This is a genomic window from Pedobacter roseus (assembly GCF_014395225.1).
GTDB lineage: Bacteria > Bacteroidota > Bacteroidia > Sphingobacteriales > Sphingobacteriaceae > Pedobacter > Pedobacter roseus.
In genome coordinates this window covers 2,328,713-2,341,001 of the sequence record NZ_CP060723.1, presented here as the reverse complement: position 1 = coordinate 2,341,001, position 12,289 = coordinate 2,328,713, and the positions used below count along the sequence as shown (strand labels likewise).

Annotated in this window: 11 protein-coding genes; 5 read left to right on the top strand and 6 right to left on the bottom strand. The window is 38.1% G+C overall.

What is annotated here, in order from left to right:
- Positions 1–89: 89 nt before the first annotated feature.
- Entirely contained in the window at positions 90–458 is a 369-nt protein-coding gene (locus H9L23_RS09825) for a response regulator transcription factor (RefSeq protein ID WP_187594791.1), read from the top strand.
- Positions 459–461: 3 nt separating this feature from the next.
- Here the strand turns inward: H9L23_RS09825 and H9L23_RS09820 are convergent, their stop codons facing one another.
- Genes H9L23_RS09820 through H9L23_RS09810 form a run of 3 tightly spaced genes read right to left on the bottom strand, consistent with a single transcriptional unit; the run spans position 462 to position 1,829 of the window.
- On the bottom strand, positions 462–1,268 hold the full coding sequence (locus H9L23_RS09820) for a mechanosensitive ion channel family protein (protein ID WP_187594790.1): 807 nt from the start codon (positions 1,266–1,268) through the stop codon (positions 462–464).
- A gap of 19 nt (positions 1,269–1,287) precedes the next feature.
- Positions 1,288–1,440: a hypothetical protein gene (locus H9L23_RS09815; protein ID WP_187594789.1), complete on the bottom strand. Its 153-nt coding sequence runs from the start codon at positions 1,438–1,440 to the stop codon at positions 1,288–1,290.
- A gap of 20 nt (positions 1,441–1,460) precedes the next feature.
- Positions 1,461–1,829, bottom strand: a complete 369-nt coding sequence (locus H9L23_RS09810) for a SpoIIAA family protein (protein ID WP_187594788.1) — start codon at positions 1,827–1,829, stop codon at positions 1,461–1,463.
- A 143-nt stretch (positions 1,830–1,972) separates the two neighbouring features.
- On the opposite strand from H9L23_RS09810, the gene H9L23_RS09805 reads away from it, so the two are divergent.
- A complete protein-coding gene (locus H9L23_RS09805; protein WP_187594787.1) occupies positions 1,973–3,091 on the top strand; it encodes an alpha/beta hydrolase in 1,119 nt (372 codons plus the stop codon).
- Between the two features lie 92 nt (positions 3,092–3,183).
- Here the strand turns inward: H9L23_RS09805 and ku are convergent, their stop codons facing one another.
- Positions 3,184–3,954 carry a non-homologous end joining protein Ku gene (ku, locus tag H9L23_RS09800; protein ID WP_187594786.1) on the bottom strand — a complete coding sequence of 257 codons (771 nt, stop codon included), beginning with the start codon at positions 3,952–3,954 and terminating at the stop codon, positions 3,184–3,186.
- A 131-nt stretch (positions 3,955–4,085) separates the two neighbouring features.
- Between ku and H9L23_RS09795 the strand changes: the two genes are divergently transcribed.
- Positions 4,086–6,356 carry a glycosyltransferase family 4 protein gene (locus tag H9L23_RS09795; protein WP_187594785.1) on the top strand — a complete coding sequence of 757 codons (2,271 nt, stop codon included), beginning with the start codon at positions 4,086–4,088 and terminating at the stop codon, positions 6,354–6,356.
- 549 nt (positions 6,357–6,905) lie between these two features.
- On the opposite strand, the gene H9L23_RS09790 is transcribed toward H9L23_RS09795, so the two are convergent.
- A complete protein-coding gene (locus H9L23_RS09790) occupies positions 6,906–8,378 on the bottom strand; it encodes a glycoside hydrolase family 130 protein (protein WP_187594784.1) in 1,473 nt (490 codons plus the stop codon).
- Between the two features lie 146 nt (positions 8,379–8,524).
- Between H9L23_RS09790 and H9L23_RS09785 the strand changes: the two genes are divergently transcribed.
- Entirely contained in the window at positions 8,525–9,601 is a 1,077-nt protein-coding gene (locus H9L23_RS09785) for a sensor histidine kinase (RefSeq protein ID WP_187594783.1), read from the top strand.
- Here the strand turns inward: H9L23_RS09785 and H9L23_RS09780 are convergent.
- Complete coding sequence (locus H9L23_RS09780; RefSeq protein ID WP_187594782.1) at positions 9,594–10,685, bottom strand: metallophosphoesterase; 1,092 nt, start codon at positions 10,683–10,685, stop codon at positions 9,594–9,596. The two genes, H9L23_RS09785 and H9L23_RS09780, sit on opposite strands and share 8 nt — an antisense overlap.
- 219 nt (positions 10,686–10,904) lie before the next feature.
- On the opposite strand from H9L23_RS09780, the gene H9L23_RS09775 reads away from it, so the two are divergent.
- Positions 10,905–12,107: a DUF763 domain-containing protein gene (locus tag H9L23_RS09775; RefSeq protein WP_187594781.1), complete on the top strand. Its 1,203-nt coding sequence runs from the start codon at positions 10,905–10,907 to the stop codon at positions 12,105–12,107.
- The last annotated feature ends 182 nt before the right edge of the window (positions 12,108–12,289 follow it).

Genomic DNA, 12,289 nt, shown 5'->3' with positions numbered 1-12,289 from the left:
TTTTTAGAATGTCTCTAATTTAGAGAATTCGGTTTTAGGATTTGTTTTTTATTATATATTTGTTTGAAATTTAAAAAATCATCCAAAGCTTGGCAAAGAAGAATATTTTGGTTATCGAAGATAACCATGCAATCCTAGATGTAATCACCCTTATTTTAGAAAGCGAAGCTTTCAACGTTGCCGGATTAAATAAAGGAGCAGATTTTATTACCCATGTTCATGATCTAAATCCTGATGTGATTATCATGGACATCATGCTTCCTGATGCTGATGGTAGAGTGCTATTAAAAGAACTTAAAGATACGGCTACTACAAAACATATCCCTGTATTAATGATTTCTGCCCGTTACAATGCGAGCAATTATGCTGTTGATGACCTGCTTGCCGATGATTTTATGGCAAAACCGTTCAACATCGACGAATTAATGGATAAAATTTATGCTTTATTAAGAAAATAGTCATTATTCGGGCATTCCAGGTAATTTTATACCACCCAATTTCAAGTTTTTCATCAGGACTTCCAAAAACGCAAGTTTGGTATCGGTAAAACCGTGTGCATTTACCCAAAGATTGAGGCTTATTTTAAAACCGCTGTCTTCAAGTGATGATACACCGATTCTTCTTTCTGGTGTTTTCAAACAATCTTTAAATTCGTCAACAGTTTTATTAAAAATAGCGACCACCTGATCATAATCAATCCCATAGCTAAATTTCATTTCTATATCCAAACGCCTGCTGCCTTCCCTGCTGATGTTGATGATCACTTCGTTAGATAGTTTGCTGTTTGGAATCACCACCGTTCTGTTATCAAATGTTTTTACAATGGTATAAAATATCTGTATAGAGGTTACCGTGCCTTCCTGACTTTGTGCAATGATATTATCGCCCACTACAAAAGGCTTTAGGAGCAAAATCAAAACCCCACTGGCAAAATTCTGTAGGGTGCCTGATAATGCCAAACCGGCAGCTACACCAATACCTCCAATTAAAACGGTTAAAAAAGTAAGTTGGATGCCGATAATCTGCATCACGGTAAGTACCAGTAAAATCCTTAAGGTAATGAGCATTAAACTGGTTAAAAACGGCCTTAAAGATGGATTTACATCTTTGCGGTGCATGCCGCCCTGCATCCATTTACCAAATAGTTTAATCAACCATAAACCTAGAATAAGTATGGCTATGCCTAAAATTAAAGAAGGTCCTTTATCAATTATCCAATCATAGGCTTTATCATAAAAATGGTCAATATTACCGGCATCAATCTTCATACAAAGGGATTCTTATTTCTTAAGCTTTTTTGTTTTTTACGGGAGCATCTTTTGTTACATTTACTTTTTTGGCATCTTTTGCTGAAGTTACTTTATCATCAGCACCTTTGGCTTTCGTGTTTTTTGGAGCGGTAGCCTTGCTACTTTCCTCAGCTGTTTTGGTATTTTTCATAGGTTATTATTTTATAAATATTAATCTTCAGTGTCTAACCAGGCTTTTGCTTCTTCCAACTCACTAGGTTTAAATCCTTTCGATTTACCTGGCGTAGCAATCGTAAAGATGTCTGTAAACCATTCAACACCTTTTTCAGCACTTACCACAGCTATCTTTTTCCATTTGGTAAAATTCTGGATGCCGGCTTTAGCGTCCTGCATCCAGGCGCCAGCAGTAAAATTCTTCACATCTGTTTCTAAAACAAGCAAATACCTGATTTCATTAAAACGCTGCGCTGTTCTTTTCAGGCCGGTGATCAGTACATCTTTAATATCATCACTGGTTACTTCTCCAGTTGCCCTTACGCCAAAAATATGATCTGGCAGTCCTGTTATTTCCGTTAGCATATCTAAGTTTTATATTTAGAACACGTTAATTCGCCAAGATGTTTGCTGTTTAGTTAAATTCTAAAAAGTTGTAAGTCAGCAAAAACACTTATTTGATTGATACTGTTATAGAAACATATTAAAATAAAACATAAAAATAACCTATGAAAACCTATCCATTAAAAGTTAGCGCTATAATATGCGGCATGGCAGTTTCGCTTGCAGCGTGTACGAGCAGCACAAAAACTACTACCACAACAGATTCGACCATTATTGATTCTACCGCAGCGGCAGGATTAAAACCTGCAGGCCCGGCACCTGAATGGGGTAAAACCATTAAACCCGAAATGCAAACGGTAATTGAAAAATTAAGCAGTTATGGTGATAAACCTATTGAAACCTTAAGTGCTACCGACGCCCGTAAAAACCATACGCCAACAGATGCAGTAATGGACCTTGTAAAACAGAATAACATTGCCATTCCTACACCAAAAGTAGATACGATGGGAAAAGATATTGATGTTAGCGGCGGAAAAATCCACTTACGTGTTTACACGCCTAAAGAAGGTAGCGGCCCATATCCATTAATTGTGTATTACCATGGTGGTGGCTTTGTGATTGCCAATTTAGATGTTTACAATGCATCGGCACAGGCCTTGGCTGAGCAGGTTGGTGCTGTTGTAATTTCAGTAGCTTACCGCTTAGCACCTGAAAATAAATTCCCAACTGCACATAACGATGCGTTTGCGGCTTACGAGTGGGCGGTTAAAAATGCAGTAAGCTTAAAAGCTGATCCCGCTAAAATTGCAGTTGTTGGTGAAAGTGCCGGAGGAAACTTAGCAGCCAACGTATCAATTATGGCCCGCGATAAACACATTATGATTCCTGTACATGAAGTTTTGGTTTATCCAATTGCACAAGCGGACATGAACACAGCATCTTATAAAATGTATGAAAAAGCCAAACCGCTTAATAAGGCAATGATGGGCTGGTTTACAGAAAAATATTTAAATACGATGATTGAAGCACAGGATTCAAAAATCTCACTGGTTAATGCAAATTTAAAAGGCTTACCTCCAACCACCATTATTACTGCAGAAATTGATCCTTTACATGATGATGGTGTAATGCTGGCCGATAAATTAAAAGCTGCCGGAGTAAAGGTTGACAGTAAAAATTATGAAGGCGTAACACACGAATTCTTTGGAATGGCTATTTTGGTGCCCGAAGCTAAAGCCGCACAGGCTTATGCGGCTGATCAATTGAAAGCTGCTTTTAAATAGTTGAAATCTTTCTGGAGCAAAACTTAAGGTTTAGCTCCAGAAAGATTTTGTTTAGCGCATGGCGCAAAGCGTTTGCAAAATGCCCAACTTAACTAAGCTCCTTTTTTCGAGCCCAAACTCTGCATCAACTGATCGTAAAGATCATCACTCGATGCTTTTTGAGGTTTCATTTTCTTAACCGTAGCGCGTTTGCCTTTAGCTTTTGCCCTGATAATTTTTAATAATTCATTACTATAATCATCTTTAAATGCACTTAAGTCGAATTTTGAACTGTATTGTTTAATTAAAGCCAGTCCAACGTCCATCTCTTTTTTCGTAATGGTAATATCATCTACTTTATTGATTTCAGATAAACTCCTGATTTCCTGCTCAAACCTGATTTTAGTGATCACAATAACGTTTTCCATGGGGTGGATTACACAAAGGTTTTCAGTATTTCTGAGTACAAACCTGGCAATACCGGCTTTTCCTGATTTTTCTAAAGCTTTTAACAGCAAACCGTAGGCTTTTTTACCCTGTTTCTCTGGCTCGGTATAATAGGAAGTTTCGTAATAAACAGGATTGATTTCCTTAAGATCCACAAAATTTTCGAGCTCGATAATTTTGGTCTTTTCGGGGGCAGCTTCCTCAAAGTCGTGCTTATCCAGTACAATATATTTGTCTTTTAAGAAATAGCCTTTCACTATCTTCTCATAAGGTACTTCTTTGTGGGTATTTTCGTTTACCCTCAGGAATTTAATTTTTGCATGATCGCGTTCATCAAGCATATCTAAATCGAGGTTACTGTTTTGTACACCTGAAAATAGCTTGACTGGGATGTTTACCAAACCGAACCCGATAGAGCCTTTCCATATTGATCTCATCGCGTAATTATTGTTTACTTACTAACAAGAGGCCAAATAAGATTGTTTTGGGTTTATTAAGCGTAAATTGAGGAAATCACAAACTATTTAGATAATACGATGTTATTTAAGTATCAACCTTATTTGAAATTATGAAAATAGCCTATATATCTACCTACCCGCCACGCGAATGTGGTTTGGCTACTTTTAACCAAAACCTGGTTAATGCATTGAGTTTAAATCCCGCCTATAACCCACAGAAGAGTTTTGTTGTTGCCTTAAATGAGTCGGATGACGTAAATGAACATCAGTACCCAGACGAAGTAAAATTTGTAATCCGCCAGCAAAATCAGCAGGATTATATCGAAGCAGCAAATTTTATTAATAACAGTGATGTAGACAGCTGCATTATCGAACACGAATTTGGTATTTATGGTGGTAACAGTGGCGTATTTCTATTATCGTTAATCAATAGGTTAAAAAAACCTTTTATCACCATTTTGCATACGGTTTTAAAAGAGCCAAGTTTTATGCAGCAAACCATTATTAAAGAGATTGCATTAAAATCATCAAATATTGTGGTGATGAGCAAAAAAGCAGTGATGTTTTTAACCAGCATTTATCAGATTCCCAAAGCATCAATCAAACTGATAGAGCATGGTGTACCTGACTTAGAGCCTGTACCAAATAATGAAATTGCACAGAGCGACCTATTTAAAAGCCGTAAAGTGCTGTTTACATTTGGATTGATCAGTAGAAATAAAGGGTTAGAAACTGTAATCAAGGCCTTGCCCGAAATTGTAGCACAACATCCTGATGTTTTATATGTGATTTTAGGGAATACTCATCCCGGCGTAGTAAAACATAATGGCGAAGAATACCGCGATAGTTTAAAAGCACTGGCGAAAGATTTAGGCGTAGAAAAGAACATTGCTTTTGTAAATAAATTTGTTTCTGAAGATGAACTTCACCAATATTTAACCGCTTGCACTTTATACATTACCCCCTATTTAAATGAGGCACAGATTACCAGTGGAACTTTATCTTACGCCATTGGCGCAGGTGCAGCAGTAGTTTCTACACCATACTGGCATGCCCAGGAGTTATTGGCTGATAATAGAGGAAAACTGTTCGATTTCAAAAACGATAAGCAACTCGCCAACATTGTAAACGAACTTTTAAGTGATAAAGATAAATACCAGAAACTAAGACAGAATGCTTACGAGTATGGTTTAAACCTACGCTGGCCTGCTATTGGTACTGTTTACCTTAATGCATTAAACGAAGCGGTAACCGCCGGCAAAAAAGCAGAAAGGATTACCCCGCCTATTATCGATGTTGAAAGTATGCCAGCGCTAAACCTGAACCACATTTCTTTATTAACAGATGATACGGGTATTATTCAACATGCAAGATTTGGCATTCCGAACTTAAAAGAAGGTTATTGTATTGATGATAATGCAAGGGCTTTGATTATGGCTTTAATGGCTACAGAGCAGGGAGAAAATCCAAAAGCATTAAAATTTATGCCGGTGTACCTGAGTTTTATCCAGTACATGCAAACAGATAATGGAAATTTCAGGAATTTCTTAAGTTTTAACCGCAATTACCTTGACGAAGTAGGTTCTGAAGATTCATTCGGACGTACCATCTGGTCGCTGGGCTACCTGATCAGCAGTGCACCCAATAACTCCTACCGCGAATTTGGAAGGGAATTGTTCTCACATTCTATTCCGCATTTTGTAGATCTAAAATACATCAGAGGCAAGGCAAATACCATCATAGGTTTGGCTTATTATTTATGCGCGCATCCGGGCGATGAGATGATCGTTAAAGAGATCAACCTGCTTGCCAATTCGTTAATAGCCTCTTATCAAGAACATAAAGATGGCGACTGGCATTGGTTTGAAGATATTCTTACCTACGATAATGCCATATTGCCTTTGGCCTTGCTGCACCATTACGAAGCAACCGGAAATGCAACATCTTTCAAAATTGCAATGGAAAGTATTGCCTTCTTAAACAGTTTCTCTTTCGAAAACGGATACCTCAATCCGGTTGGAAATGCAGGCTGGATGAAAAAACACGGTAAAAATCCGATTTACGATCAACAGGCATTAGAAACCATGGCAATGGTTTTACTTTATGCCAAGGCTTTCGAAATTACCAAAGATGATCAATACCTCAATTTAATGCATATCAGCTACCAATGGTTTTTAGGCAAAAACAGTTTACATATTCCATTGTACGATTTTGAAACACACGGTTGTGCAGATGGTTTACAGTTTAATAGTGTAAATAGAAACCAGGGAGCCGAAAGTACGCTGGCTTATTTTATTTCGCACCTGGCCATCCTTAAGGCTGCAGAAGCAGAATACGAAACATTGTCGTCCCCACTAGTGGAGGCAGATAAATATAGTTAACATTAAATTTGTCTTGGAAATATTAAAGGCTGGTTCAGTAATGAATCAGCTTTTTTTTTGTAGAAATAACCCTGCCAATGCTTAAATGGGCTATGTATGGCAGAATATTATAAACTGATTAACATCTCAACCGGAAGAATGCGAAGTGGAGAGATGTATATAGACAGATTTAGTTTCGCTGAGCAATCTTAGTCTCGACTGCTTTGTACCCGATAGTTATCGGGTTCGCTCAAGATGACTCAGGTATCAATATATTTGAAAATCAGGGTTCGGTACACATCGGCTACAACAGTCCTGCTATCTCTTCAAGTCCTCGCTCATTGCATCGCTCCGGGCTTTACTTTCTATCAGGTTTATTTAAACTAGGCCTTTGTTTATTGGGATGTTAGATTCATACCTGCCCTCGGTCTTTGTCCTCACAGACAGAAATTTTGATTATAATAATAATAATAATAATAGTCTATTAGGAAACAGACTATGGAAAAAATATTAACTAACCTCGCAGGTTTTTAAAACCTGCGAGGTTAATCATACTTGAAATATCTTTAATTATTTCTCATTATTCTCTAGCAATTTATTCAAAAGCAGTTCTAAATTCACCGTTGCAAAAGAAGAACTGTAATCTGATAATCCATAAGGTATAATCAATTCCCCGTTACTGATGATCGATCCGCAGGAATAAACCACATTTGGTACATAGCCCTCGCGCTCATCATTATTAGGGATAATTAATGGCTCTTTTAAATGACCTATTTCTTTACTCGGGTCTTCCAGATCCAATAAACTTACGCCAATACAATACCTGCGCATCGGACCAACACCATGCGTAATCACAATCCAGCCTTTATCCGTTTCAATCGGCGAGCCGCAGTTACCAATCTGCACCAGTTCCCAATCGTAACGTGGTTGTTTTAACAAAATTGGGTTTTCCCACACATTTACTTTGTCCGAAAACATCAGGTAATTGTTCCAGCCATCTATGCGGCTCATCATTACATATTTTCCTTTAATTTTTCTTGGAAATAAAGCCAGGTTTTTATTCTGCGCGCCATCCCCATAAAGTGGAATCACTTTGAATTCGTAAAAATCTTCCGTTTGTACCAGTTTAGGGATAATTAAAGAACCATCAAAAGCGGTGTAAGTTGCATAATACAATACCTTACCGTCGTCTTTAACAAATTTCACAAAACGGGCATCTTCAATCCCTTTACGTTCAAATTCAGAAATCGGAAAAATCACCCGGTCCGAAATATCGGTATCTTTAGAGAAACTAATGGTATGGTAGGTATCCGACAACCAAAGTACCTTATCGTATTCGATCAATCGGGTTGGATTTTCTTTGTGCAGACTTTTCGAATCTTTAATAATATTGCTCAAGCTGGTGTATTCAAACTTATCATCCAGTTTCGCTTCAATTTCTTCAAGTACCGAAGGATCTATCTGTGCATAGGCCGCTTTTTTAAGGAAGAGTTTTTTAACGTAAATGGCATTTTTCACTACTTCAGCCTCATCCACATAATTGCCTACAGGTAAAACCTGGATATTGTTGTTTTTATCGATCAAAGCGCGGCGGAAAACAATGGAAGAAATGTGCCCCTCACCTACAGCCCTGAAACTAATAATTACTCTTTTTTCACCTTCTACCAGGTCAGTCTGATCAGGATCATCTACTATACTCGGGTTAAAAAATGCCGCTGATTCAATTGAATATTCGTGAGTAAAATAGGCCCCGATAAGCAATCTGGTATATTCATCAACATCTTCTAACTCTGTACCCAGGGCAATAAACTGCTTTTTTAATTTTTTACAGTGACGGGTTAAAATTTTGGTGATGTTCCGGTGCCGTTTAGAATATTCCTGCAAAATAGGCGAAATCAGCGAAAACACCTTTTCATCCGAAAACTCTAAAACCTTTCTAATTACTTCTAATGCTCTCTCCTCTCCGTTGAAAAAAAAACGGGCAATAACTCTTTTAGTATCCGGGTTAACCTTAACCGGTTTACGCTCTATGTATAATCTCATTGTTTAAGCTGTTTTGATAGTAATTTACGCTTTGCCGCACTATTTTACCGCAAAGTATATTAACGGAATTTACGACTTAATTGTTTACATTATTATCATAATCTTTACCTTTAGTTTTTTAATCTTATCCTGTCAAAAAGGCCTACATGCATATCGATCAAGCAGAAAACAACCAACATTTAAATGAAACTTTGCGTGTAGCAAAATTAACTTATTACGATATCCTGGATACAGCCGCCGAGAGTGCTTTTGATCAGTTAACGCAGTTGGCAGTGGCCATTTTTGACGTCCAACACGCAGGTATCCTTTTTCAGGCTGCCGAAAAAGTATTTGTAAAATCGCAGATTGGTTCATCATCGTCTAATGAATCTGTTTTTTATGTGAGCGCACCAATCATCACGCCTGATGGTTTTGATATTGGTAAGATTTACGTTGCTGACGACCAAGCCAGAGAGCCTACAGAGAAACAATTCAATATGTTAAAATTATTGGCTGATATGGTGATGGAAAAGCTGGAATCGAGGATTGCAATAAGGAAAGCATTTAGGGCTTATGATGATCGTTTACATGTGCTGATACACGATCTTAAAAACCCAATGACCACCATTTCGCTACAATCTGAATTATTGGGCAGAATACCCGGTGTTGATGAAAGGGCGTCGACAATTGCAGGAAAAATTAATGCACAAGCAAAAAGAATGATCGATAACCTGAACGGCATATTAAGCACCGCACGTAAGGAAACAAACTCTTTTAAACCTAAAAAAACAGAAGTTGACCTGAAAGAAATACTAGAAGGGGTAAAACTCGATTTAGATTTAAATCTTAAAAGAAAAGCTCAAAATATCTCTATCAATATCGAAAATCCACTAAAAATATTTGGGGATCTGGATAAGCTGAAGGTTATTTTTAGCGAGCTGATTAATAATGCCGTTAAATTTTCCCCAAAGGGTGAAAACATTATCTTGTCAGGTCAAATTGCTGAAAATGAAATCACGATTACCATAAAAGACCATGGTGTAGGCTTAAACGCTGAAGATTTAGATAAAATTTTCCTTAAGTTTCCCCGATTAAGCGCGGCAGCTACCGAAAATGAAAATGTATATGGCTTAGGACTGATTACGGCCAATGCGTTGATAGAGATCCATAAAGGAAAACTATGGGTAGAAAGTGAAGGGAAAGATTTAGGGACAACTTTTTTTGTATCGCTACCCATTAAATAGCCAGAAATAAATCACTTAATTTCATTTCTTCCAGCAGCACCCTTTCTGGTATGGCATTTTTATGGTATGTCCATTTTATTAAACGGATAAAACCATTTTCAATCTCAATTCCGGTAATGTCGCCATCGCTAAAGCAACAGCATCCGCTATTAAAATACCATGGTCTATATTTACCCAGGCGAGGAGGCTTATCCCCTTCTTTGATCCTTTTGTGCAACTCTTCATTTAAAAAATCAAGCTCTTCTACATTTTTAGTTTTTTTCGCTTGCTTTAATTTCACATAAATTCTTTCCAGATGTGTTAATGACGCGAAAACCGGCTGGTGTGTATGCCCGGTTATTAAAGCCATATTCTGTTGCTCCGCTACCCAGCTGTACATCATGGCATTATGTGCGGTTTTAAGCTGATTATCATAAGCAGGCGTATTGGGGTTAATTTGAAGGTAGGCTTGTAAAGGCGCCCATACAGTGCTCACAAACCATTTACTAAACCAGTTTCCATCGCTCTGTAAATCACCCTGATGTCCGTGGGTAAGGAAAATATCAAATTGCCTTACTCCCATTTTCATTCTTAGTATAGCGCCTTCATAAATTGGGATTTTCTTACCGTAGATCCTGTTGAGGTTAAAGCCAGCCAAAGGATCATTGTCCCAATACAGGTCGTGGTTTCCAAATATTTTGGTGAAACGATTTTGACCAATAAAGGTCTTTTCAGCTTCGAAAGTGTCTTTATTATGCCTGATGACCGATTCCAGTAAATTCTCCCAAAGCTCTTCACTATCGCCTAAATTGATGTAATGAAAATCATGTTGATTGTAATGCTCGAGCGCTTTCAGGTAATTTTTTTCTGCCAGTGTGAAATCATCGGCATAATCGCGGGCACCTTTGTGCTGATCTGATAAGATGATAAATTTATCTGCATCGGTAATTTCAAAAATCAGACCACGTTTTCCAGGTTCCTGATTAATGGTTTTGTAAAGCTTGCTTAGGGCATCATGAATGCGTTTACTGTCGGGCCTTGAGCCAAACTTGTTCGACATGCGGATGATCCAGGCACTGAGTAAGCGTTGTAAGAATTTACGCATATATAAAAATGAAGCTTTAAGATTAATGAATTTTATAGATTAACAAAAAATATTGTTAATCGTTTTTCTTGTTATGTCATTCCTACCTGCGTGGGAATGACGAGTGACTTAGAAATTCTTGTATTCTGGATGGCAAATTAAACTGTTTTATTTCTGTATTTCCATGCTTTCCATAGCAAAATTAGTTTTATCGAATACATTTTACTAAATTTGTTAGTATTGAAAAGATCAGGAAACGCAGACTTACCCCTACACTATGGCCATGTACCACCATGGCTTGCCACACGTATGGCAACCCTTGGCCTAGCGATAACTGAAGCCATTATATTAGAATATGGAAAAGCTGAGGTAATACGCCGTTTAAGCAGTCCATTTTGGTTTCAAAGTTTGGGAGCCGTAATGGGTATGGATTGGCATTCGTCTGGCATTACCACTTCAGTAATGGGCGCTTTAAAGAAATCCATCAATCCACTATCTAAAGAACTGGGCATTTATATCTGTGGAGGTAAAGGGAAACACAGCAGGGAAACCCCAAACGAGTTGTTAAGAATAGCTGATAAAACAGGCTTAAATGGTACTGAACTCGTTCGTGCAAGTAAATTAAGTGCCAAGGTTGACAATACTGCCGTTCAGGATGGTTTTCAGTTATACCTGCATAGTTTTGTTCTAAGTAGCGATGGCGATTGGGCGGTGGTACAGCAAGGCATGAGCGATAGCAGTTCTACAGCCAGAAGATACCACTGGCATTCTGAAAACTTAAAATCTTTTGTAGAAGAACCACACGCCGGTATTTGCGGCATTAATCAGGGTAAAATTTTAAACCTGACCTCAAATGATGCAGACAAAGCCCGACAAAGCATGATGAGCATCACAGCCGAATCGCCGGCGCGTATGCTGGGTGAAATACAAAATCTGGTGTTGCCCAATCATCATGATGTGAGATCGAAAGATATAGATTTAAAACGCCTGGGCAGTATTTTATGGCTGGCACAAGAAAAGAAACCCAATGATTTTGAGGAATTGTTATTGCTGGAAGGTATGGGGCCGAGAACGTTACAATCAATGGCTTTAGTGAGTGAAGTAATTTATGGTACGCCCTCACGGTTTACTGATCCAGCCCGTTATTCTTTCGCCAATGGCGGAAAAGACGGACATCCGTTCCCGGTACCCGTGAATGCGTATGACGAAACGATAAAAGTTTTAAGAAACGCGGTAGAAAAAGCAAAAATAGGCAACTCGGATAAGCAACAGGCGATAAAATCGTTGCATCAAATTGCCCGCAATGCGGAAAAAGACTTTGTTCCCAATATGGATTTTGAAAAGGTTATTCAAAAAGAACGGGCCGATAGCTGGAAGTACGGAGGTAGAACAGTTTTCGGAAAAGAAAAGCCACCCGGAAATGAGCAGTTGAAGCTGTTTTAGAAATAGGTGACGGAAAATGTAAAAGGGATAATGGGGATCAAATGACCAAAGTTCAATGATCAATACCTGGCTTATTATAATTTATCGATAAATTCTTAAAGTCCTTAATTTTTTAATGGTCAGGAAAACGGAATTAAGTCCGGAGTCAGATGTCCGAAAGTAGGAAGATATGGAGCAGAGAA

Bases quoted from the DNA above. Each gene is read 5' to 3' on its own strand.
- H9L23_RS09805 (WP_187594787.1), top strand. From the start codon at position 1,973: ATGAAAACCTATCCATTAAAAGTTAGCGCTATAATATGCGGCATGGCA.
- H9L23_RS09780 (WP_187594782.1), bottom strand. From the start codon at position 10,685: ATGCGTAAATTCTTACAACGCTTACTCAGTGCCTGGATCATCCGCATG.
- H9L23_RS09785 (WP_187594783.1), top strand. From the start codon at position 8,525: ATGCATATCGATCAAGCAGAAAACAACCAACATTTAAATGAAACTTTG.
- H9L23_RS09820 (WP_187594790.1), bottom strand. From the start codon at position 1,268: ATGAAGATTGATGCCGGTAATATTGACCATTTTTATGATAAAGCCTAT.
- H9L23_RS09810 (WP_187594788.1), bottom strand. From the start codon at position 1,829: ATGCTAACGGAAATAACAGGACTGCCAGATCATATTTTTGGCGTAAGG.
- H9L23_RS09790 (WP_187594784.1), bottom strand. From the start codon at position 8,378: ATGAGATTATACATAGAGCGTAAACCGGTTAAGGTTAACCCGGATACT.
- H9L23_RS09795 (WP_187594785.1), top strand. From the start codon at position 4,086: ATGAAAATAGCCTATATATCTACCTACCCGCCACGCGAATGTGGTTTG.
- ku (WP_187594786.1), bottom strand. From the start codon at position 3,954: ATGAGATCAATATGGAAAGGCTCTATCGGGTTCGGTTTGGTAAACATC.
- H9L23_RS09815 (WP_187594789.1), bottom strand. From the start codon at position 1,440: ATGAAAAATACCAAAACAGCTGAGGAAAGTAGCAAGGCTACCGCTCCA.